The sequence below is a fragment of the Streptomyces sp. NPDC097107 genome (assembly GCF_044762405.1).
In the GTDB taxonomy this organism is placed as follows: Bacteria; Actinomycetota; Actinomycetes; order Streptomycetales; family Streptomycetaceae; genus Streptomyces; species Streptomyces thinghirensis.
In genome coordinates this window covers 182,778-205,389 of the sequence record NZ_JBIWEF010000003.1, presented here as the reverse complement: position 1 = coordinate 205,389, position 22,612 = coordinate 182,778, and the positions used below count along the sequence as shown (strand labels likewise).

The window sequence follows — 22,612 nt, the reverse complement described above, 5'->3', positions numbered from 1 at the left end:
GGGAGCCCGGCTGGGGGACGCTGGGCCGCTCGGGGCTTCTGCCGCAAGTGATGTCGTCGGGTGGCCTCGTGGGGCATTCGGCCGGGCCCGGAGGCGGCCGGGGCGGCAGCGTCCAGCCAGGTGGTGGCCGTCGAAGTCCAGCCATCTATTACCCCATCAAGTCATATATTCTTGACAATTTCCCAACCGCCTCTTCACCAAAGCCCTACATGTCAGACTGACCGGCGCATCCCGAGGGTGCGCCGCAAGTCCATCGCCGCTCCGGACCGCAGGGGGAACCGGAGGTCCTGGCGTTCATGCTCGTGGGAGGGGAACAGTGGCATCTCAGGATTCCTTGCTCAAGGTCTACGGGGACCGGTCGTACCGGCACGTGACCATGGCTCGACATCAGGGCACGACCATCGCTTTCGCGATGGACGCATCCCGCCGGGTCGTTTACTCCGTGCTGGACCTGTCCGGGCCGCCGACCAAGGGCGAAGCAGACACAGCGTACTGGAGCGAGAATCCGGCAGAGCTGCCCTTCCCCCGAGAACTGGCGGAGGTGGGGTACGCCGTCGCCGGTGCGACGGCGATGCCGACCGTCAAGCGGGGCGGGGCCGAGGCGTCCGCCGCCGAACGGCCGACGGCTGAGGAAACGGACCCCTTCCTGACCACCACCGCGCGGCTGACTGCGGACGCCCCGTTCCACGTCATATCGGACGGCACGTACGTGGTGGTGCTGCGGCAGTCGGTCAACGAGACCCACTCCGGGGCGGTGTTCAAGCTGGCCGGTGGCGGCTCCTCTGGGGATGCGTCCCGCAACGACTACCTGCTCAGCGGCACGAAGAAGGTGCCGCTGGTGCGCGACACCCTGCTGTGCGACCGGTTCCTGCTCGTGGACGGCAAGCTCAAGCCGGTCCTGGAGGTGCGCTACAAGCGCAGTCGGCACGCCACGCTTCCGGAGTCCGCCAAGGACAGCCTGGGCACGGAGGACATGGAGGGCCGCCCTTTCTACGAGCCGACCCAGGAGCTTTCCTTCGTCCGGAACCTGACGCAGGGCCGGTTCGCCGCGGTGCTCGTGCCGACCGCGATCAGCGGAGTGCAGCGCTGGCAGCTGTTCGCCCACAACGACGCCACCGGGCGAATCGACTCCTTCAGTATCGAGCAGGGCGCGCAGGGCCTGTTCAACACCCAGGGCACCCGCTTCTACACCAGCCCGGACCCGCTCTACCGGGACTCGGTGTTCGAGCGTAGCCCCGGGGCCTGTCCGTTCACCGGGAGCGGGCTGGTGCCGGTGACGGGGAGCGACGGGCAGGCCGAGACCGCGCTGCGGCTGGCCGGCGCCGACGCCCACGTCGACCTGGGCGATCCGGCGGTGCTGCGGTTCGGTGGCAGGCCCTACTCCATCGAGGCGTGGGTCAAGCCGGCGTCCCACGACGGCCCGGTGCTGGCGAGGAGCGGTGAGTACCTGCTGGCCGTGGACGCCGCCGGCCTGGTGAGCCTCACCCACGAGGGTGCGACGTCGCCGCTGCTGTCCACCGAGCCGGTCCCGGCGGACCTGTACACCCACATCGCCGCCACCTTCGACGGCACCACCGCGAAGCTGTACGTCAATGGCAAGCCCGCCGGCAGTGGGGCGCTGCCGTTCGCTCCGGCCACCGGTGTGAAGACGCTGGTCGGCAAGCACTCCTCCGGTGGTGCGGACGAGTGCTTCGAGGGCGACCTCGACGAGTTGCGGATCTGGGACCGGGTGCGTTCCGCCACCGAGCTCGCCGAGGACATGAACCACAGGCTGATCGGCAACGAGCCGGGCTTGGTGGCCTACTACCGCTTCGACGAGGGCACGGGAACCACCGCCTACGACCAGACCGACCGGGCGCTGCACGGCACTCTGGGCGGCGACGCGCAGTGGACCGGCTCGGAGGCCCCGGTCGGCGACCACCCCGGGGTGCGGCGCGACAGCTTCGTGCTCAAGGGCCGCTCGGTGGTGTCCGGCATGTCTGCGGTGCTCTACCACCAGCAGGAGAGTGCCGTCGCCGGGTATCGCCCCGACCCCAAGCCCGCCAAGCGGCAGGCCCGGGTGATGCTGGCGTTCTCCGCCAAGTACGGCCAGAGCCCGTGTCTGGCGAGCCTGGACTTCGCGGTGGGCCGCGACGGCCGGCTGGCCCAGGTGCCGGACGTGCTGGACCCGGCGGTGCTCAAGCGGCCGACGAAGGGTCAGGACTCGGAGCAGATCAGCGCCCTCCAGCAGTTGACCAGGCGGCTGGAGTCCGAGGTCGCGGATATGCCGTCGGATATCGCCCGGCTGGATGCCACCTCGGGCAAGGTGGCTGAGCGGCAGGCGGAACACGACCGGCTGAAACCGGCGTTCGACGACCTGGAGCGCCACTACTTCGCCGCGAGGGACCTGGAGACCTCCTGGATATACACACTGGAGCTCACAACACCGCGTCTGGTAAAAGGCACAGCAGTGCAGCGGCTCTACGCCGCCGGTGGCTCGTCGATGGAGGAGACCAAGGTGCTCCTCACCCCCAACCTCCCGTCGACCTGGCGGGTGGAGTCCACCGGCGCGTACCAGGACGGCCTGCGCTACTACTTTCTGGTCTCCCAGGAGCGCAACGCGGACCTGCGCGTCACAGGTAACTCGACGGCGGAGAACGCCAACCTGAGCACGGCTGTATCCCGCGAACTGAGCAACGAAAGCACGCACTTCCAGCTGGTTCCCGAGGGTGAGAACGTCCGCATCGTCAACCGCAAGAGCCGCCTCGCGATCGGCCTGCCCTCCACGGCCGAGTATCCCTTCGTAGTTCAATCGAGCGAATGCCTGAAGGCGGAGTCGGGCCTGTTCCGCATGACGCGTCTGTCCATGAAATCGGGTCTGGACGTGCAGTACGCCGCGGCCAAGGAGAAGATGGACGCCGCACGCGCCCTGCTCCAAGAGGCGAGGACCGCCCAGCAGCGGGTCGCTGAATTGCAGCTCACGCTGACCGCCAAGCAGGCGGAACTGCAGGACGCCCGGGACCGGTTGGCCCGTATGTCGCACGCTTTGCAGGGCGACGACGACCTGACGGTGGCGATGCCGCTGCTCGCGGTCGACTGCACCGGCCTGAGCCTGTCCGGGGGCCTGCTCGAATTCGCCCGCGGCACCGACCGGCCCGCCCTGCTGGACAGCGGCACCGGAAACGTCGTGCTGTACTTCCGCGGATCCGACGACCAGTTCTTCGCCGTGTACTACGACACCGCCGTCGTCCGCGGAGCCCGGACGCTGGCCGGGGACAGCGGCACACTCTCCTTCGTCGCCCGCGACCCGGGCATCGCCCTGGACTCCGCCACCATCAAGGTCGCCGACGGCGACGCCCCGGGCCGCTGCGACCTGACCCTCACCGTCGGCGCCGACACCGAGACCTGGAAGTCCCTGCCTCGCAAGGCCGACCAGATGGCGGCCGCCCTGACAGGGAGCCCCGGCCGGCCGGTGACGGTCGGCGCGGTCGCCCGCGTGTCCGGCAGCACCGTAGTGCTCACCGGGGCCACCACCACCCTGGTCCCGGCCAAGGCCCACCTCATGATCGGCAGCACCGGGTACGCGGTGGACGCGGATGTCCCCTCCGGCTCCAAGACACTCACCCTCACCACGGCCGGCACGGCGATCAAGCCCGGCGACAAGGTCAGCCTGGTGGGCTACGACTGGGCCCGGGCCGAGTCCACCCGGCCCGGGGTCCTGCTGTCCACCGGATCCCGGCTGATCTCCTTGATCACGGGCGGGGTCGACACCGTGCCCAACGGCACCGCCAAGGCGAGCATCACCGGCCGCGGCTGCCGCTGGCGAGCCGAGATGCCGGGCCGGGCCTTTCTGTTCGACGGCAAGGACCAGTACCTGACACTGCCCGCCGCCCATCTGCCGAGCGTCACCCCGACCGGCGACCTGAGCCTGGAGGCATGGGTTAACCCCGAGGCCGGAGGGGGCCGGATCGTCCACGCCAGGACGGACAAATCGGGCTACTCCCTGGCACTCACCCCGGCCGCCCTGCCGGCCTGGCAGTTCGTTAACGGCACCAAGGCCCAGCTGACTCCCTCGCTCGACCTGGCGAACCGGGACTTCACCATCGAGCTGTGGGCCAAGCGCAACCAGGCCCGGGGCCGCGTCGAGCCGCTGCTGTTCCACGGCGCGATGGACGGCCGGGTCGACCAGTCCCTGCACCTGTGGTTCCACCCCGACGAGACCTTCTGCTTCTCGCTGTACCGTGACGACCTGAAGACCACCCAGGCCTACCCTGACCTGGAGTGGCACCACTGGGCCGCGGTGTACAGGAACGCCACCCGCGAGCAGGTCCTCTACCGGGACGGCGTCGAGGTCGCCCGCCGCACCGCCACCGGGGCCTACACCGGCAACGGCCCGCTGATCCTGGGCCACTTCCCGTTCAACGGCGACTACCTCGACGGCCAGATCGACGAGGTCCGGGTCTTCGGCCGGGCCCGCACCAAGCAGGAGATCTCCGCCGAGCGCCACCAGCGCCTCTCCGGCCGGGAACCCGGCCTGCTGGGGTACTGGGCCTTCCCCGGCACGAGCGGCCCGGCCTCGCCGATCAAGGGCTACCAGGTGACCGCCCGGGTGGGCGACCGGGTGCTGAAGTCGGGTGAGCGCTTCCCCTGCAACGAGTGGGCGCACCTCGCCGCCACCTTCACCCAGTCCTGGGCACTGAGCCTGGACGGCGGAGAGGGCCTGTCGGTGGCCGCGCAACCCGCACTGGACGTGCTGGATGACCTCACCGTCGAGGCGTTCGTCCGCATCGACAAGCCGGGCACGCCCATCGGCCTGCTCACCAAGGGCACAGCCGTCGAAGGCGGCCGGGACGGCGTCCCGTACCACCTGGGCATCCGGGCCGACGGCCTGGTGGAGTTCGCCTTCGCCGAGGCGAACGGCAAGCCCGTCCGCTACACCTCCGACCGGGCCGTCACGCCCGGCGCGTTCCAGCGCATCACCGTGGTGCGCGAGGGCCGCAAGCCCGCAGTGTCCACCACCTCCCAGACGACCACGAACGCGGTACAGCCGGAGCAGGAGATCCGCTTCTACCTCGACGGCGGTGCCGTCGGCAGCTTCGTGTACAGCGGCCCCGGCGCACAGGCCAACAACAGCGAGGTGGTGATGGGCCGCGGGCTGACCGGCGTGCTGTGCGAGCTGCGGCTGTGGAACTCCGCCCGGCCGCAGGCCCGGCTCGGGCTGCCGGTCACCTCGCGCGAGAAGGGCCTGCTGGCGCGCTGGGCGTTCAACGAGAACGCCGGCAACGTCACCCTCGACGTGTCCGGTACCTTCCCGGCGAAGCTGCGCGGCGCCCGCTGGACCCGTGACGTCGACCCCCTGGCCAGCCCGCTGCGGCTGTACCGTAACGGCGAGCCGCTCTCCGAGGCACCACTGACCGCGCAGGACACCGCCGCGGCCTGGGGCGACCCCCAACTCACCCTGGGCGCCCGGCTGGAGGGCGGCAAGCCGGTCGACCTGCTCACCGGCACGCTGGAGGAGGTCCGCATCTGGCGGACCGTCCGTACCCAGGAGCAGATCCAGGACAACCTGTTCACCCGCCTGCGCGGGGAGAAGCAGGACCTGCTCGGCTACTGGCCGTTCGACCGGGACTCCACCGAGCCCGGCAGCACGTCCGTCCGGGACGAGGGTCTGCGCGGCAACAACCTGGGCTTCTCCGCCACGCGGCCGCGCATCCTGCTCTCCACCGCGCCGGTGTCCACCGACACCGCCCAGGTGCGCTCGGCCCTCGCTGACGTCCGCACCCCCTTCCACGACACCATCGCCGGCGCACCCGGCGCCACCGAGTACGCAGACCTCCAGTTCGACGCCAAGGGCGAAGCCCTCGGCGTCCTCAAACGCTGCTACGGATTCGTCCGGGGCGGCCGCTGGCACCTGGTCACCGGCTACAAGGTGGGCGACCTGACCACCGAGTGGGTCGGCCAGGCCCAGTTCGACCCGCAGCTCATGGGCTACGTCGAGGGCGCCCCACCGGTGCCCTCGGAGAACCTCACCGACACGGGGGAAGGCTACGCCGGAGCCTCCACGGTGGAGTTCGCCGAGGCCGACCAGATTGTGCAGAGCCTGTCCTCCAGCAAGACCCGCAGCGTGAACGCAGCCTTCAACTTCGCCCTGGGCATCGAGACCGACGCGAGCGTCATGACGATCACGGCGCCGCTGGGCTTCGGCACCGCCACCCCGCTGGCCGAGGGCCAGTTGAAGCTCGGCATGTCGGGCAGCCTGGAATACGCCAACACGTGGAGCCAGGACACCAGGGTCAGCCAGGGCAGGAACACCGCCCGCAAGACCAGCCTGGCGCTGACCGGCCACACCGAGGATCCCGCCAAGGTGCTGAACGCCGCGATCGGCCGGCGGTACGTGCCCGCCAACACCGGCCTGGCACTGGTGCAGTCCCAGACCGCCGACGTCTTCGCGCTGCGCCTGGCGCACACCGGCGCCCTGGTCGCCTATCGGATGCTGCCCAACCCCGACATCCCGCGGGACTGGAACGTCATTCACTTCCCGATCAACCCCCGCTACACCAAGCAGGGCACTCTGGACGGTGCGGTCGGCTTCGACGACCGGGGTAAAGTCCTTGATCCCGACTATCCCACCGCCGCCAACTACGGCGAGTACAGCTACTTCAAACCCCGGGACGCCTACGCGCTCAAGCGTCGGATCACCCGCGACCAGCAGCGGCTGCACGCCTTCTACGAGTCGATCTCCACCGAAACGCACCACCAGGACCCGACCGGGGCCCAGGCCACCGCACTGCTGGATTCGATGGGCATGTCCGCCGGGCACAAGGAGAGCGGTCGCAACATCGCCGGCAGTGCCGCCGCCAGTGGCTTCTCGCACCGGGACCTGGTCAACAACTACGTCTGGACCGCCAAGGGCGGCTTCTTCGCCGAGACCACCGAGGCCACCGACGCCGTCAGCGAGACCACCTCTGGCTCCTACGCCTTCAGCGGCAAGTTCGGCGCCAGCTTCGAGGGCAGCTTCGGCGCCCTAGGACTCGGCTGGTGGGGCCAGATGGATGCCTCGGTGGGCGGCGGCCTCAGCACCACCAGGGCCAAAGGCAAAGACGCCTCCCGCTCCTTCGGCCTGAACGTCCAGTGCGCGCCCTCGGGCGACCTTCAACGCCGCGACAAGGACGGCAAACCGGTCTACGACGTCGCCGGCAAACCGGTCCTGGTGCCGGGCAAGGTCGACGCCTACCGCTTCCTCACCTTCTACCTCGGCGAGAACAGCGCCAACTTCGACGACTTCTACCACAAGGTCGTCGACCCGACCTGGCTCTCAGGCAGTGACGCCCCCGACGCCGCCGCACTGCGTCAGACCCGGCAGAACTCCGTGAAGCCCCCGTGCTGGCGGATCCTGCACCGCGTCACCTACCTCAGCCGGGTCCTGGCACCCGTCCCACCGCCCGGAGCGCCGCCCCTGGAGAAGGCGATGCGCGCCGAGAACATCGACAGCAACTACGAACTGATCAAGCGCCTCGAACCCTACGTCCGCCCCGCCGCCACGAGCGCCGCCGCCCTCGCCACCGCCACCCGCGACACCCTGGCCACCCACCTGCCCGAACTGCTCCCCCACAGCGCCGAGATCAGCAACTACCTCGGCCGCTATTTCGGCATGGAGAACTGACAGCCACCCGGCCCTCCGCCACACCGGAGGGCCGGGCCCGTCCACCGCCGCAACCACCACCGGCTGGCGCACAGCTCCAGGCCGTTCAGGCACTGGGGGAGTCACGACTGCCCGCAGCTGCGGCGGCGACGGCAGCGGCAACAGCGGGCTGCGGGCTTGGGCGGTAGTGCCGCTGGTGCGGCGGGGGGAGCCGGTCAGTTGTCGCGGTATGTCTCCAGCAGCCGCAGCCACACCTCGCTGATCGTCGGGTACGACGGGACCGCGTGCCACAGGCGGCTGATCGGCACTCTTCCGGCGACGGTGACGGTCGCGGAGTGGATCATCTCGCCGACGCCGGGACCGACGAAGGTGACGCCGCGTACGATCTCGTCCTCCAGGTCGACGACCATGCGGGCGCGGCCCTTGTAGCCGTCGCCGTACAGGCTCGCGCCGGCCACCGTGGCGAGGTCGACGTCGACGGCGCGGACCCGGTGGCCGGCCTGCTCGGCCTCGGCCAGGGTCAGGCCGACGGAGGCCGCCTCGGGGTCGGTGAACACCACCTGGGGGACGGCGTCGTGGTCGGCGGTCGCGGCGTGCGCGCCCCACGGGCCGGAGTCCAGGCCCGGTACGCCGGAGGCACGGGCGGCGATGGCGGCGCCCGCGATACGGGCCTGGTACTTGCCCTGGTGGGTGAGCAGGGCACGGTGGTTGACGTCGCCGACGGCGTAGAGCCAGTCGTGGCCCTCGACTCGGAGGCTGTCGTCGACGGGGAGCCAGGAGCCCGGCTCCAGTCCTACGGTGTCCAGGCCGATGTCGTCGGTGCGGGGGACGCGGCCGGTGGCGAAGAGGATCTCGTCGGCCTCGACGCGGTCGCCGGTGTCGGTGACGGCGACGACGGTGTCGCCCTCGCGCTTGACGGACTCGACGGAGGTACCGGTGCGGATGTCGACGCCGGCCTCGGTGAGCGCCTCGGCGACCAGTTCGCCGGCGAACGGCTCCATGCGGGCGAGCAGGCCGTCGTTGCCGCGTACCAGGAGGGTCACCCGGGAGCCAAGGGCCTGCCAGGCGGTTGCCATCTCGACGGCGACGACCCCGCCGCCGACCACGATGAGCCGGCCTGGCGCGCTCTTGGCGCTGGTGGCCTCGCGGCTGGTCCAGGGGCGTACCTCGGCGAGTCCGGGCAGGCCGGGCAGGGCGGCGCCGCTGCCGGTGCAGACGGCGACGGCGTGCCGGGCGGTCAGTACCCGGTGGGTGCCGTCGGGCCCGGCCACCTCGACCGTGCGCGGCCCGGCGAGCCGTCCCTGGCCGCGGTACAGGTCGGCCCCGATGCCCTCCACCCACTGGACCTGGCCGTCGTCCTTCCAGTGGGAGGTGTACTCGTCGCGGCGGGCGAGGACCGCGGCCGTGTCGAGGGGGTCTCGCGCCGACCGGCTCAGACCGGGCAGGCGGAGGGCGTCCGCGCGGGCGAGGACGGGTCGCAGCAGGGCCTTGCTGGGCATGCACGCCCAGTAGGAGCATTCGCCGCCGACCAGTTCGCTCTCCACGATCGCGGTGGACAGTCCGGCGGCACGGGTACGGTCGGCGACGTTCTCCCCCACGGGGCCCGCGCCGATCACGACGACGTCGTACGCGATGGAATCCGATTGCGTCATGGGGTCAGTCTGGTGGGTGGTGTGCGACGTGGCCACATGGGTACGTGCGCGGAATACCCACCAGGTCGGCAGTGTTGTGCCGACGGTTTACGCACCCGAACCCAGGAAGAGGGTCACACCATGAGCAGCACCGTGGAGCTCACCAAGGACAACTTCGACCAGACGGTCACGGACAACGAGTTCGTCCTGATCGACTTCTGGGCGTCGTGGTGCGGTCCGTGCAAGCAGTTCGCCCCGGTCTACGAGAAGGCGGCCGAGGCCAACCCCGACCTCGTGTTCGGCAAGGTGGACACCGAGGCGCAGCCCGAGCTGGCGCAGGCCTTCGGCATCCAGTCGATTCCGACTCTGATGATCGTCCGGGACCAGGTGGCCGTGTTCGCGCAGCCGGGCGCGCTGCCCGAGGAGGCGCTGACGGACGTCATCGGCCAGGCCCGCAAGCTGGACATGGACGAGGTCCGCAAGGCGGTCGCCGACCAGCAGGCGCAGGCCGAGGGCCAGGCCGGGCAGGACGGCCAGTAGCAGGTCACTGGAAGGTCAACAGCAGGCCAGTAGCAGCGGAGCGGAGCCGGCCGCCGGTCAGCTCGACTCGCGGTGCACCACCGCCGCGCCCAGCACCTCGTGGCGCCCGGGCGCGGTGGTGGGGTCGTGGACCGCGCGGTCGACCAGGGCGGCCAGGTCGCGGCCGGAGGGCAGCTCCAGGTGGACGGTGCTCAGCCGGGGCCGCAGCAGGCGGCCGAGCATCAGGTCGTCGGCGCCGATCACGGCCGCGTCGGCAGGGATGCCGAGGCCCTCGTCCTGCAGGGCCCGCATCAGCAGCATCGCGTACTCGTCGTTGTACGCGAACACGGCGTCCAGGCCGAGGGAGCGCCAGCGGGCGGCCAGCCGGGCGGCGTCCCGTTCGTCGTGGGCGAGGGGCAGTTCGGTGACGGTGGCGTCGGTGTCGCGCACGGCGCGGCGGGCGCCGGCCAGGCGCGGCGCCGAGAAGACCTCCAGCCCGTCCTCCGCGGGCACGACGACGCCGATCCCGCGGTGTCCGCGGTCGTAGAGGTGGCGGGCCGCGGTGTGGCCGACGGTCTCGTGGTCCATGAGCAGGGCGTGTGCTCCCTCGACGGCCTCGGGGCCGAGGGTGACGACCGCCCGGGCGCCGGAGCGTTTGAGGACCTCCACGCCCCGCGGGCCGAGACCCGAGCCGGGTACCAGGACGGCGACCGGGCGCAGTTCCGCCCACGCCCGGGCGGCCTCGTCGTCGTACAGGCCGACGGTGCCGTACTGCACGACGGTGTAGTCGAGGCGGCCGAGGGCCCCCTGGAGTTCGCTGAGGAACCGGCTGTAGAGCGGTCCGGCGGGGAAGGACGGCGCGGGCATCAGCACCGTACGGCTGTGTCCGGCACGCAGGGAGCGGGCCGCGGCGTGCGGGACGTATCCGAGTTCCCGGGCGGCCTGGTGGACGCGGCGGCGGGTGGGTTCACTGATCCGGACGGCGCTGGTGTTGTTGAGAACGTAGGAGACGGTCGCGCGCGAGACGCCGGCCAGGCGGGCCACATCGGCACTCGTGGGGACGGAGCGCGGTGCGAGGGGCTCGGGGGCGGGCTGTTTCGGTATCTGCACCATGACGTACGGCATCTTGGCAGAAGCCGGGTACGGGGCGACGGGCGGGGCGACGCCGTCCGGATCGGACGAAATCCCACCTCGCGGGCGCGGCGGTCGCGGGGTCAGGCCGAGTGCTCGGTGCGGGTCACCCGCGCGACCAGATCGAGCCAGCCCGCCTGCAGTCGCGCCGGGGGCACCCCGCACTGTTCGGTGAGGTGGTGGACGAGGGCGGCGTCGAGGTACGCCAGGAGCGTGTGGGAGAGGAGTTCGCTGTCCCCGTCCGGGACCGCCTGCCGCAGCAGCAGGGCGACGTGGCCGCGCAGGAAGCGGCGCGGCGCGGAGGTGTAGCGGCGTTCCGCGCTCGGCTCCGCGGCCAGCTGCAGGTCCATTTCGTCGAGGGAGCGGCGCAGCATCGCGCAGCCGAAGGCGCGCAGCCGCTCGACGGGCGGCGCCCCGGGCCCCAGCGGCGGCGGGCCGCCGAGGAGCGCGGCCTGGAACTTCTTCTCGGAGTGGTCGAGGAGCGCCATGAGCAGGCCGGTGCGGTCGCCGAAGCGGCGGAAGACCGTGCCCTTGCCCACCGAGGCCGCCGCGGCCACCGCCTCCATCGTGACGCCGGCCGCGCCGTGCTCGGCGACCAGCCGGGCGGCGGCCTCCAGCAGCCGGGCCCGGTTGCGCGCGGCGTCGGCGCGCAGGCAGGGCTCGTCCTCCTCGGTCCCCGTGCCGACTTGCAGCAGCTCAGGGGGACCGGCGGTCTCCTGGGGCTTCGGGAAGGGCGGCAGGGCGGCGGACATGAAGCCAGCGTAAAGCATCGGGAAGAAAACTGGACCGCGGTCCGTTTGAGATGCTACAAATTAAACGGACCCCGGTCCGGATCTTTACGGCAGTGTCTCAGCAGCGTCTGTTCCCGCAGCCTCTGCTCCGTCAGTGGGAGTACTCATGTCTGTCCGCATCCTTGCGCTCGTCGGCAGCCTTCGCGCCGGTTCGCACAACCGCCAGCTCGCCGAGACGGCCGCCAAGTTCGCGCCGGAGGGCGCCGAGGTGCAGTTGTTCGAAGGGCTGGCCGAGATCCCCTTCTACAACGAGGACATCGACGTCGAGGGCAGCGTCCCGGCCGCCGCCGCGAAGCTGCGCGAGGCCGCCCAGGCGTCCGACGCCTTCCTGTTCTTCTCGCCGGAGTACAACGGCACCATCCCGGCCGTCCTCAAGAACGCCATCGACTGGCTGTCCCGCCCGTTCGGCGCGGGCGCCTTCGCCGGCAAGCCCGTCGCCGTCGTCGGCACCGCCTTCGGCCAGTACGGCGGGGTGTGGGCGCAGGACGACACCCGCAAGGCCGTGGGCATCGCCGGCGGCAAGGTGATCGAGGACCTCAAGCTGTCCATCCCCGGTTCGATGACCCGTTTCGCCGAGACCCACCCGGCCGACGACGCCGAGGTCGCCGCCCAGCTGACCGAGGTCGTCGCCCGGCTGCACGGCCACGCGGACGAGGCCATCGCCGCCTGACGGCACGCGGGACGCCTACGGGACCGGAGCTCCGCCGAGCTCCGGTTCCGGCGTGTGTACCGGCGTATGTACTGCTGTGCGTCAGGCCACCGCGGTCGCGGCCAGGGTGCGCAGTTCCTCCAGCGCGGCCGCGACCGCCGGACGCCGGTGACCGCCACTCCGTGTGCAGGTCAGCAGCTTGCGGTGCGGCCGGTTGGCGCAGGGCACCCGGACGATCGGCAACTGCGGGGTCAGCTGGGCGAGCCGGGGTATCAGCGCGACGCCGAGCCCGTGGGCGACCAGGTGGGCGACGACGTTCCAGTCGAGCGCGTGATGGACCACGTCGGGGGTGAAACCGGCGGCACCGCACGCCGACATCACGTGCGGACGGCAAGGGCTCTGCGGCACGGGGGCGATCCACGGCTCGTCGGCCGCGAGGGCCAGATCGACCCCTTCCCGTCCGGCCAGCGGGTGTCCCTCGGGGACGACCAGGTCGAACGGGTCGTCGAGGAGCGGCCGCTGGTCGAAGCGCGCGTCGGCCGACGGCGGGTTGGACGGGGTCGCCTCCACCACCGCCAGATCGGCCTCGCCCTCGAAGAGCAGGTCGAAGCTCTCCCCCACCTCGACCTCCCGGATCCGGACCGACAGCCGTGGATGCCGTTCGCGCAGCCGCGCGGCCATCGGTGCCAGCAGCACGGAGACGGCCACCGGGAACCCCGTCACCCGCAGCGGCCCGGCGGGCGCCCCCTCCTCGGCCCGCAGGTCGAGTTCGGCCTCGTCCCAGCGGGCCTCGATGGCGTCGGCGTGCGCGAGCAGACTCTCCGCGGCCGGGGTCAGCCGGACCCCTCGGCCCTGCGGCTCCAGCAGGTCGACGCCCAGGTCGCGGGCGAGCTGGCGGATCTGCTGGGAGGCGGCGGACGGGGTGAAGTGCAGGGCGCGGGCCGCCGCGGTGACTGTGCCGTAGTGGGAGACGGCCCGGAGGACGTGCAACCTGCGCAGGTCAATCATGAAGTGCACGCTTCACGATGGAGTCCGTAAAGTCAACCTGGACGTGAACGGATCCGTGACCGCACCCTGTCTGTGGAGCGAGGCTCGAACACCCGCCGACCGACGAACGAGGAGTCGCCATGCCCAGCACGACCGGTGTCGTCTGCCCGCACTGCGGGTGGCCCGACGGTGCCGAGCCCTTCCAGGTGCTGTCCGCGCACCCGACCGCCGCGGGCGGCACCCTGTGGACCCGGTGCGCCTGCGGTTCGCTCCAGGCCCGCGTCGTCGACGGGCACGGCACCCGCGTCGTCTCGCGCGGCAGGCCCTCCCGCGCGGGCTGCTGAGGCACCGGCCCACCGGGGCGGGAAGCGAGCAGGAGCGACCCTCACATGTCCGAGGTTCACGCGGGAGCCGTCATCTCCTTGACTGGTCGCGCAACCGAAGGAAGCGCGATCTCATGGGGGTACCTATGCACCGCAGGAAGAACGTCGTCACGGCCGGGCTGGCGGCCACGGTCTCGGCCCTGGCCCTGACCGCCGCCGGCTTCGCGGTTCCGGCGCAGGCCGCCCCGTCGGCACCGGCGGCGGCCGGCGTCGACTGCGACGGCTGGGTCCACAACAACAACCCGGACCACGGCATCGCCGGCTGCAGCAACAACACCGGCCGCACCGTCACCTTCCGCGCCGAGGTCGTCTGCGGCTGGGCGCCGGACGTCTCGGGACAGTGGGTGACGCTGGCGCCGGGGCAGTACGGCGAGTCCTCGGGCGTCTGCGCGATCTACAGCTCGGGGGTCGGCAGCGTGGGCTGGACCATCCAGTAGGCCTTCGGGCCCCCCGTCACACGTCCCGCCCCTGGTCCTGTCCCCTCGCGGCCCACAGGCTCGTCGCCGTGGTGACCGCGAGGACGATCACGATGAAGCCGAGCGAGAAGGGGATGCCGATCTCGGGGACGTGGACCCCGGACTCGTGCAGGGCGTGCAGGATCAGTTTGACGCCGATGAAGCCCAGGATGACCGACAGACCGTACGAGAGGTGCACCAGCTTCTTCAGCAGACCGCCGATGAGGAAGTACAGCTGGCGCAGGCCCATCAGAGCGAACGCGTTGGCCGTGAACACGATGTACGGATCCTGGGTCAGACCGTAGATGGCTGGGATGGAGTCCAGGGCGAACAGGACGTCGGTGGAGCCGATCGCGAGCATCACGACCAGCATCGGGGTCATCACCCGCTTGCCGTTCTCCTCGATCCACAGCTTGGTGCCGTGATAGCGGTCGGCGACACCGAAACGGCGTTCGATCGACTTCAGCAGCTTGTTCTCCTCGTACTCCTCGTCGTGCCCTCCCTTGCGGGCGTCCTGGATGAGCTTCCAGGCGGTCCAGATCAGGAACGCGCCGAAGATGTAGAAGACCCAGGAGAAGGCGGAGATGATCGCCGCGCCGGCCGCGATGAAGGCTGCGCGCAGCACCAGGGCGACGATGACGCCGACCATCAGTACGCGCTGCTGGTACTGCGTGGGCACCGCGAACTTGGCCATGATCAGGACGAAGACGAAGAGGTTGTCGACGCTGAGCGACTTCTCGGTGATGTAACCGGCGAAGAACTCGCCCCCGGGGCCTGCGCCCGCGAACACCAGCAGCCCCACGCCGAACAGACAGGCCAGGACCACCCAGACGGCCGTCCAGATCCCGGCCTCCCTGATCGACACGTCGTGCGGCTTGCGGCCGATGAAGAAGTCGGCGGCGACGAGGACACACAGGCCCGCGACGGTCAGCAGCCAGACGCTGGGGGAGACGTTCACTGATGCTCCTGTGACAGGCGGCGGAAGGGGACCACGTTCACGTTCCTCGTCAGGGTGTTTCCACGCAGCGGCCCAGGCAACCCGGCACCGTGCGCGGCCTGCGCACCGAGGCCGGCGGGCCGGCCGACTCCGACGTGACGGGAGCCCCCGGATGACCACTGCCCCCTCGCATCCGCACCCCGCCCGGCCGGGCCCGCGCATCGGTGTGCTCGGCTCCTACGGCGGCTTCAACACCGGCGACGAGGCGATCCTGGCCTGCGTCCTGAGCTGTCTGCGCGCGCAGCGACCCGACGCGCACCTGGTCGTCCTTAGCCGGGACGCGGAGCACACCCGCACCCACCACCCCGCCGCCGACGAGGTGGTCCCCTGGGAGGGCGTCAGCCGTAACCACGTCCTGGACGTGCTGCCCGGCCTGGACCTGCTGGTCCTCGGCGGCGGCGGCATCCTCTACGACGGTGAGGCGCGCCGCTACCTGCGGCTGGTGCGCGCCGCGCAGACCCGGAACGTGCCGACCTTCGCGTACGCCGTCGGGGCCGGACCGCTGACGGACGCCGAGGACCGGGACGCGGTGCGCACCGTGCTGGCCGACATGGACGACGTCGTGGTGCGCGACGAGGAGTCCCGGCTGGTGCTGGAGGAGGTCGGCCTGGAACGCGAGGTCGCGGTCACCGCCGACCCGGCCCTGCTGCTGGGGCCCGAGCCGTTCACCGAGGCCATGATGCGGGACGAGGGCATCCCCTCCGGCGCCCGGCTGGTGGGAATGTCGGTGCGCGAACCGGGGCGGGCCGCGGAGAAGCTCGACGAGGGCGACTACCACGCACTGCTCGCCGACGTCGCGGACTTCCTCGTGCGGCGGCTGGACGCGCACGTGGTGTTCCTGCCGATGGAGCGGCACGACGTACGGCACGCGCACGCCGTGCTGTCCCACATGACCGCGCCGGACAAGGGCCGGATCCTGCACGGCGACTACAGCCCGGGGCAGGTCCTCGGCTTCATGCGCCATCTGGACGTGGCCGTCGGCATGCGGCTGCACTTCGTGATCTTCGCGGCGCTCACCGGCGTCCCGGTGCTGCCGCTGCCCTACTCCGGCAAGGTCTTCGACTTCGCGCGCCGGCTGGGCGCCCCGGCGCTGGTGGGCGTGGCGCGGGAGCAGGCCGGGCTGCTGCTGGCGGAGGTGGACCGGCTGTGGGACGAGTACCCGCAGCGCCGGGAGGACTTCCGGTCCCGGATCGGGGAGCTGTCCGCGGCGGCCCGCGAGACCTGCGTGCGCTGCGGCTCGCTGCTGGACGAGATCGACGCGATCGGCGGCGGACGGCGCGCACGGACGGCGGCCCCCGTGCCGTACGCCGACGAGCCGCGACCGTTGCACGCCTGATCCCCGAGGAGAGCGATGCCGATCCTGGAAGAGCCCCGCGAGCCCCGCACGGTCACCCTGCCCCCGCGGCCCGCCCGGCACGGGGGCCGGTGCGACGTCCTGGTGGTGGGCGGCGGTCCCGCCGGCTTCGCCGCCGCGGTCGGCGCGTCCGACACCGGGGCCGACGTCGTGCTGGTGGAGCGGTACGGGTTCCTCGGCGGCAACGCGACCGCGGCGCTGGTGATGCCGCTGATGTCGTTCCACAACGAGCACAAGCAGGCCGCGTTCACCGAGTCCGGGGACACCTCACGGCTGCTGCCCACCGACCACGGCGAGGGCGAGCCGGTGGTCGCGGGTGTGCTGTGGCAGCTGCTCGACCGCCTCATGGGGCGCGGCGGCTGTCTGCCGCCCTCACCGAAGACCGGTTACACGGTCCCCTTCGACCCGGAGCTGTTCAAGCTCTCCCTGCTCGAGATGATGGACGAGTCGGGGGTCCGGATGCTGTTCCACTCCTTCGCCTCCGGCGCGCTGCCCCTCGACGACGGCTCCGGCTGGCGCGTGGTGTTCGAGACGAAGTCGGGGCCCGTGGTGATCGACGCCGGGGTGGTCGTGGACGGCACCGGCGACGGTGACGTGGCGACCGCCTGCGGGGCGCCGTACGAGATCGGCCGGCCCGAGGACGGGCTGGTGCAGCCCATGACGCTGATGTTCCGCGTCGCGGACTTCGCGCGGCCGGACTTCGCCGACTACGTGCGCGAGCACCCAGACCAGTGGCGCGGCGTGCACGGCCTGTGGGACCTGATCGAGGAGGCCAGGGCCAACGGCGAGCTGCGGCTGCCGCGCGAGGACATCCTCTTCTTCGCCACCCCGCATCCGCGCGAGGTCGCGGTCAACAGCACCCGGGTCAACCGCGTGCTCGGCACCAGCGTGTGGGACCTGACCCGCGCCGAGTACACGGCCCGGCGCCAGCTCTCCCAGATCGACCGCTTCCTGCGCACCCGCGTGCCCGGTTTCGAGGAGGCGTACGTGGTGCAGAGCGGCACGCACATCGGCGTACGGGAGACCCGGCGCGTGCTCGGCGACTACCAGTTGACCGGCCACGACATCCTGGCCGCCCGCACCTTCCCGGACGTGGTCGCGCACGGCGCCTACCCGGTCGACATCCACAACCCGCGCGGCTCCGGCACCATCCTCAAGCGGGTTCCGCAGGGCAGCTTCTACGACATCCCGCTGCGCTGCCTGGTGCCCCGGGACACCGAGCGGCTGCTGGTGGCCGGGCGCTGCATCTCCGGGACGCACGTGGCGCACTCCTCGTACCGGGTCATGCCCATCGCCATGGCGACCGGGCAGGCGGCCGGGGTGTGCGCGGCCCTGACCGTCCGGCACGGGCGCGGACCGCGCGGCCTGCCCTACCGGATGGTCCAGCACGAGCTGCTGCGGCAGGGGGCCCGGCTGCGCGTATAGGTGCGCCTGCCAGGTGTGATGCCTGCCGGCCCGGTCAGCCCGCCCAGTCCAGCAGGCGCCCCCGGGTCTGTGGGGCTCGGAGGTGGTCGAGGGACGCCTTCTCCAGTTGGCGGACGCGCTCGCGGGTCAGGCCCACGTGCTGCGCCACCTGGTGCAGGGTGCGGGGGCGGCCGTCGTGCAGGCCGTAGCGCAGGCTGAGGATCAGGGCCTCACGGGGCGCGAGGGTGCCGACGGCCTCCCGCAGTTCCTCCGCGAGCGCCTGGAACTCGGCGACCTCGGGTGCCTGGAGCACCTCGGTGTCGGGGATGAGGTCGCCGACGACGGTCTCGCCGGTCTCGTCGACCGGGGTGTCCAGGCTGACGGCGTCCCGTCCGACGCGGCGCAGCCAGACGACCTTGTCGCCGTCGATGCCGCTTTCGGCGGCCACCTCCTCGGCGGTCGGCTCTCGGTCGAGGCTCCCCCGGAGCTTGCGCTCGACCTTGGCCAGCTTCTGCAGCTGCTCCACGACGTGCACCGGCAGCCGCACCGTGCGCGCGTGGGTCGCCAGGCCCCGCTCGATGGCCTGGCGGATCCACCAGGTGGCGTACGTGGAGAACTTGAAGCCCTTGGTGTGGTCGAATTTCTCGACGGCCCGGATCAGGCCGAGGTTGCCCTCCTGGATGACGTCCAGGAGGGGCAGCCCGCGATGGGCGTGGCGCTTGGCCATCGACACCACGAGCCGCAGGTTGGCCCGCACCATGTGGTCCTTGGCGGCCTGGCCGTCGTGGACGGTCTCCTCCAGTGCGCGGCGGCGTCCGGGGGCCGGCGCGGGCTCGCCGGTGTCGGCCGACTCCAGTTCCTCCATGGCCCGGACACCGGACTCGATGCGCCGGGCCAGGCTCACCTCGTCCTCCGCGGTCAGCAGCGGGGTGGCGCCGATCTGGGTCAGGTACTGGCCGAGCAGGTCCGGTTCCTCGTCGGGTTCGGGAATCCGGCTGCGCAGCCGCGCGGTGCGGGCGGGGGCCCGGCGGTCCTGCCGGGGGTCCGCCGCGGGGGTCGGGGTTCGTGCCGGGGAGGCCATGTCGTTTCCTCCGTCCCCTTTCTGGTGTGCCGGGTTCAGTGCCGGGCGGGGGCGCCCCGTTCCCGCCTCAGCCGGCCGGTCACGACCATCAGGTCCGCCGCCGCCAGCAGGACGAACGCCGCGCACACGGCGGCGAGGGCCACCAGGGTGCCGCGTCCGGGGCTGTCGCCGGGGCCGGTGTCCGCGGCCCACACGCCGAAGAACGCGGCCCCGGCGACGAACAGCGGCAGGAAGACGGCCGACAGCAGCAGTCGCAGCCGCAGCGGGCTCTGTGCGGTGACCGGTTCGGTGCCGGTACGCGGGAGGCGGCGGCCGATCGCGCCGGACGTCGCGCGTGGGTCGGGTTCCGTGGCCCCGTCGGGGCGGCGTCGGTCACTCATGCCTTCCCTCCGTACAAGGAGTCGGGAACGTCGGCGCCCGGGCGCCTCAGTGGCCGGGCGCGGCCCTGCTGATGTCCGCCGGGGCGGAGCGCGGGTCGTCGGCGGCCGCGAGGTCGCCCGGGGTGACCACGCCGGCCGGGACGCCGCCGTGTTCGGCGGCGGGGAGCCGCCGGACCGCGTGACGCCGCATCAGCTCGGCCGTGCGGTCGGCGGTGTCGTCGGGTTCGAGGGTCACGACGGGCGGGGGTGTGCACACCGAGCCGACCGTGGTGTGCTCGGGGTCGCGGCCGCCGGCGACGCTCCGGAGCACGATGTCGCGGTCGGTGAGCAGGCCGAACAGGTCGCTGTCGTAGGTCACGAGGACGTCGCCGACGTCCTCCTCGCGCATCGGCCGCGCCGCCCGCGCCACCGTGGTCATGGGCTCGACGGCCACCGCGGCGGGTGACATCACGTCTCGGATGCGCCGTGTCATGGTCGCGCCTCCCGGGGTGTGGGGGCTCGGTTCCGTGCGGGCCGCGTAGCCCGCACCCGGGCCGGTGAAACGTTCTCCGGCGGCCGGCTCAGCCGAGGTCGATCAGGGCCAGGCCGATGTCGGGTCGGTGGGTCTTGGCCAGTTCGGCGGGGCTGTCCCGGACGACGACCTCCAGCGTCGGCCAGACCCGCCCGGACAGCAGGTGGCCGCCGCGGGTGGAGCCGTCGGACAGGCCCACCACGGCGTGCAGGTGCGGGGTCGGCCCGTCGTCGGCGACGGCGACGTCACCGATCAGCGACAGCACCTCGCACTGCTCCTCCACAGGAATGGGGCGGTAGTCCCTGGCCTGCCGGTCGAACCAGCCGACGACCGCCTCCGAGAAGGCGCCCACGGCGGTCACCTGGGAGGCGCCGAGGGAGCGGTCACGGGCGAAGGCGGTGAGTTCGGCGACCGCGTCCTCGCCGGGGTCGAGCACCACCACGTACACCGCGGACGGACCGTCCTGCACCTGTCGCCACTTCATGCCCGCCGGGTACCCGGCGGGCACCGGGGCAACCCGCCCGGTCGGTGTCCCGCCGCCGGGTCCGCCTGCCGGCCCCCCGACCGGCGTACCGTTCCGGGCTTCCGAGTCCCGCCCTGGTGAGGCCCCGCCGAGGCGGGGCCGAGTGCCCGGCGGATCGCGGTGAGCCAGTCGTCGACCGGTCCGAAGGTGAGCAGCCCGCTGCCCGCGCCCGCCAGTTCGCCGGACGCGGGCAGCAGTCGCCCGTACGTCCGCTCCAGGGCCGGGCCGTCGCCGAGTTCGAGGGCGAGTGCGGCCTCGGCGCAGCACAGGGCCTCGTACAGGAGGTCGGGCGGCGGCTCCGGGAGCGCCCGCAGTGCGGTCCGGGCCTCGGCGTCACGGCCGTCGGCGAGGAGGGCGAACGGTTCGGCCCAGGGGCGGTACGGTCCCCAGTCCGCGCGCGGGTCCACTTCCGCCGGACGCCCGCGGGCCAGGCGCAGGCCCAGCAGGGCGAGGGGCAGCAGTCCGCGTTCCAGGCCCGGCATTCCCGCGCCGTCGAGCCGCGCGGCGGCGGACCGGTAGGCGGCCTCGGCACTGTCGTACGGGCTGCCGGTGGCGGCCCGGCGCAGGGCTCGGTACCAGTCGGTGAAGACGGCCACGAGCGGCCGTTCGTGCCGTTCGGCCAGGCGGTCGACGGCGGTGGCGTGCTCGTCGGCGGCGGTGAAGCCGGCGAGTGCCGAGCGTGCCTGGAGCCGGATCAGATGGCCGAGGACCGCGTAGTTGACCAGGCCGTGCCGGGTGGCGAGGGCGACGAGTTCGGCGCCGGTCGCGTCGCGGCACGGGGCCAGCCCGGCGGTGGTGCAGGACTGCATGAAGACGCCGTTGAGGGCGAAGGCGAGCAGCGCGGGGTCGTCCAGGCGGCGGGCGATCCGCTCGGCCGCGTCCGCCGCCCGCGGTCCGCGCGGTGACCGGACGCCCCGGGACTCCAGGGCGACGGTGGCCAGCAGGCGGCAGCGGTCCGCTTCGGCGGTGGTGTCGTCCGGCAGGGCGGCGAGGGTGCGCTCGGCCGCCTCGACGATCCGCCGGGCCCGTTCGGGGTCGTCGCTGCGGGTCCAGTTGGCGGGCACGTCGTAGGCGCCGATCACCCGGGCCGTCAGTTCCGCGTCTCCCGTCTCCTCCGCCGCCGCGACGGCCGTCGTACGGTGCTCCCGGGCGGCCTCCAGACCGCCGGCGCCGGTGACCGCGAGGGAGCGCAGCAGGCCGACGGTCGACTCCAGGCGGGCGTGGGCCCCGGGGGCGACCGTGCGGTCGTACGCCTCGGTGGCGCGGGCCCACAGCCGGGCCGCCGCCTCGGCCGGCTCGCCGGGCGGGTCCAGGCCGGGGTCCTGGGCGAGGATGCCGGCCTCCAGGCGGCGCAGCCGGGGCCCGGGGTCGACGCCCAGCTGCCCGGCGAGCAGGGCGCGGGCGCGGCGCAGCACGGCGAGAGCGTCCGCCTGGCGTCCGGTCCGGTACAGGGCCAGGGCGAGCAGGCGCCAGGCCTCCTCGCGCCAGGGGTGCTCGGTCAGGTGCGCGTCCAGGTCGGGGACCGCCTCGGCGGCGCGGCCCAGTTCCACGAGCAGTTCCGCCCGCCGTTCGACGGCACGCAGCCGCAGTTCGGTGAGCCGGGAGCGCTCGCCGCGGGCCCACTCCGCTCCGCCGACGTCGGCGTAGGCGGGCCCCCGCCACTCCCCCAGCGCCGCTCGCAGCCGGTCCGGCGCCTGTACGGCCGGCAGCCGGTCGGCCCGGCCGACGGCCGCCTCGAAGCGCCAGGCGTCCACGGCCTCCGGCACCGCGCGCAAGGCGTATCCGGGCCCCTCGGTGACCAGCAGCCGGGCCGGGGCCCGGGGCGGGCGGTCGGGTTCCAGGGCGCGGCGCAGGTCCCCGACGAAGGTGCGCACCGCGCCCACGGCCCGCGGCGGTGGTTCGTCCCACAGGTCCTCGACCAGGCGGGCGAGCGGAACGACCCGCCGCCGGGCCAGGAGGAGGCGGGCCAGCACGGCACGGTGCCGGGGGCCCTTGAGGGCGAGCGCGGCGCCCGCGCGCTCGGCCGTGACCGGTCCGAGCACACCGAACGTGACCGCTTCCATGTTCCGTCCGCTCCGATCCGCCACCGCTGGTGCGATCACCACGGTACGCGTGCTGATCGGTTGCTGATCGAGGCCCGGCAGGCTCGAAGGCGTCAACAGCGAGACGCGAACAGACCCGATGTGCGCGGCCCT

Annotated in this window: 17 protein-coding genes; 7 read left to right on the top strand and 10 right to left on the bottom strand. The window is 72.4% G+C overall.

The features are described 5' to 3' along the window. Positions 1 to 412: 412 nt before the first annotated feature. Positions 413 to 7,642, top strand: coding sequence for a LamG-like jellyroll fold domain-containing protein (locus ACIQ1J_RS08055; protein WP_403555123.1), 7,230 nt, complete (start codon positions 413 to 415; stop codon positions 7,640 to 7,642). Positions 7,643 to 7,836: 194 nt separating this feature from the next. On the opposite strand, the gene ACIQ1J_RS08050 is transcribed toward ACIQ1J_RS08055, so the two are convergent. Next, positions 7,837 to 9,273 (bottom strand): dihydrolipoyl dehydrogenase family protein, encoded by a 1,437-nt coding sequence (locus tag ACIQ1J_RS08050; protein WP_403555121.1) that lies wholly within the window; start codon positions 9,271 to 9,273, stop codon positions 7,837 to 7,839. A gap of 120 nt (positions 9,274 to 9,393) precedes the next feature. Between ACIQ1J_RS08050 and trxA the strand changes: the two genes are divergently transcribed. After that, positions 9,394 to 9,792, top strand: coding sequence for a thioredoxin (trxA, locus tag ACIQ1J_RS08045; RefSeq protein ID WP_210962926.1), 399 nt, complete (start codon positions 9,394 to 9,396; stop codon positions 9,790 to 9,792). A 57-nt stretch (positions 9,793 to 9,849) separates the two neighbouring features. Here the strand turns inward: trxA and ACIQ1J_RS08040 are convergent, their stop codons facing one another. Both ACIQ1J_RS08040 and ACIQ1J_RS08035 read right to left on the bottom strand, forming a co-directional pair. After that, positions 9,850 to 10,884 carry a LacI family DNA-binding transcriptional regulator gene (locus ACIQ1J_RS08040; RefSeq protein WP_403555119.1) on the bottom strand — a complete coding sequence of 345 codons (1,035 nt, stop codon included), beginning with the start codon at positions 10,882 to 10,884 and terminating at the stop codon, positions 9,850 to 9,852. Between the two features lie 101 nt (positions 10,885 to 10,985). Continuing rightward, the gene (locus ACIQ1J_RS08035; RefSeq protein ID WP_403555117.1) at positions 10,986 to 11,654 is read right to left on the bottom strand and encodes a TetR/AcrR family transcriptional regulator; all 669 of its coding nucleotides are present in this window, start codon (positions 11,652 to 11,654) and stop codon (positions 10,986 to 10,988) included. A gap of 145 nt (positions 11,655 to 11,799) precedes the next feature. Between ACIQ1J_RS08035 and ACIQ1J_RS08030 the strand changes: the two genes are divergently transcribed. Next, positions 11,800 to 12,363 (top strand): NAD(P)H-dependent oxidoreductase, encoded by a 564-nt coding sequence (locus tag ACIQ1J_RS08030; protein ID WP_403555115.1) that lies wholly within the window; start codon positions 11,800 to 11,802, stop codon positions 12,361 to 12,363. A gap of 81 nt (positions 12,364 to 12,444) precedes the next feature. Here the strand turns inward: ACIQ1J_RS08030 and ACIQ1J_RS08025 are convergent, their stop codons facing one another. Next, the gene (locus tag ACIQ1J_RS08025; RefSeq protein ID WP_403555113.1) at positions 12,445 to 13,350 is read right to left on the bottom strand and encodes a LysR family transcriptional regulator; all 906 of its coding nucleotides are present in this window, start codon (positions 13,348 to 13,350) and stop codon (positions 12,445 to 12,447) included. 119 nt (positions 13,351 to 13,469) lie between these two features. Here ACIQ1J_RS08025 and ACIQ1J_RS08020 point away from each other — a divergent pair, with 119 nt between their 5' ends. Beyond that, positions 13,470 to 13,673, top strand: a complete 204-nt coding sequence (locus tag ACIQ1J_RS08020) for a hypothetical protein (protein WP_403555111.1) — start codon at positions 13,470 to 13,472, stop codon at positions 13,671 to 13,673. A 113-nt stretch (positions 13,674 to 13,786) separates the two neighbouring features. Then, positions 13,787 to 14,149: a hypothetical protein gene (locus ACIQ1J_RS08015; protein ID WP_403555109.1), complete on the top strand. Its 363-nt coding sequence runs from the start codon at positions 13,787 to 13,789 to the stop codon at positions 14,147 to 14,149. Positions 14,150 to 14,165: 16 nt separating this feature from the next. Here ACIQ1J_RS08015 and ACIQ1J_RS08010 read toward each other — a convergent pair whose 3' ends face one another. Continuing rightward, positions 14,166 to 15,125 (bottom strand): TerC family protein, encoded by a 960-nt coding sequence (locus ACIQ1J_RS08010; RefSeq protein ID WP_403555107.1) that lies wholly within the window; start codon positions 15,123 to 15,125, stop codon positions 14,166 to 14,168. Positions 15,126 to 15,276: 151 nt separating this feature from the next. On the opposite strand from ACIQ1J_RS08010, the gene ACIQ1J_RS08005 reads away from it, so the two are divergent. Continuing rightward, positions 15,277 to 16,500, top strand: a complete 1,224-nt coding sequence (locus ACIQ1J_RS08005; RefSeq protein ID WP_403555105.1) for a polysaccharide pyruvyl transferase family protein — start codon at positions 15,277 to 15,279, stop codon at positions 16,498 to 16,500. A 15-nt stretch (positions 16,501 to 16,515) separates the two neighbouring features. Continuing rightward, the gene (locus ACIQ1J_RS08000; RefSeq protein ID WP_403555103.1) at positions 16,516 to 17,943 is read left to right on the top strand and encodes an FAD-dependent oxidoreductase; all 1,428 of its coding nucleotides are present in this window, start codon (positions 16,516 to 16,518) and stop codon (positions 17,941 to 17,943) included. Between the two features lie 34 nt (positions 17,944 to 17,977). On the opposite strand, the gene ACIQ1J_RS07995 is transcribed toward ACIQ1J_RS08000, so the two are convergent. The 5 genes from ACIQ1J_RS07995 to ACIQ1J_RS07975 all read right to left on the bottom strand — a co-directional run bounded on the left by ACIQ1J_RS07995 (position 17,978) and on the right by ACIQ1J_RS07975 (position 22,480). After that, positions 17,978 to 19,003 carry an RNA polymerase sigma factor RpoD/SigA gene (locus ACIQ1J_RS07995; protein WP_403555101.1) on the bottom strand — a complete coding sequence of 342 codons (1,026 nt, stop codon included), beginning with the start codon at positions 19,001 to 19,003 and terminating at the stop codon, positions 17,978 to 17,980. 35 nt (positions 19,004 to 19,038) lie between these two features. Further along, positions 19,039 to 19,383, bottom strand: coding sequence for a DUF6343 family protein (locus ACIQ1J_RS07990; RefSeq protein WP_403555099.1), 345 nt, complete (start codon positions 19,381 to 19,383; stop codon positions 19,039 to 19,041). Positions 19,384 to 19,429: 46 nt separating this feature from the next. Beyond that, on the bottom strand, positions 19,430 to 19,855 hold the full coding sequence (locus tag ACIQ1J_RS07985) for a CBS domain-containing protein (protein WP_403555098.1): 426 nt from the start codon (positions 19,853 to 19,855) through the stop codon (positions 19,430 to 19,432). 88 nt (positions 19,856 to 19,943) lie between these two features. After that, a complete protein-coding gene (locus tag ACIQ1J_RS07980; protein ID WP_403555097.1) occupies positions 19,944 to 20,378 on the bottom strand; it encodes a PPC domain-containing DNA-binding protein in 435 nt (144 codons plus the stop codon). Next, positions 20,375 to 22,480: a BTAD domain-containing putative transcriptional regulator gene (locus ACIQ1J_RS07975; protein WP_403555096.1), complete on the bottom strand. Its 2,106-nt coding sequence runs from the start codon at positions 22,478 to 22,480 to the stop codon at positions 20,375 to 20,377. Before ACIQ1J_RS07975 ends, ACIQ1J_RS07980 begins: the two co-directional genes overlap by 4 nt. Between the last annotated feature and the right edge of the window lie 132 nt (positions 22,481 to 22,612).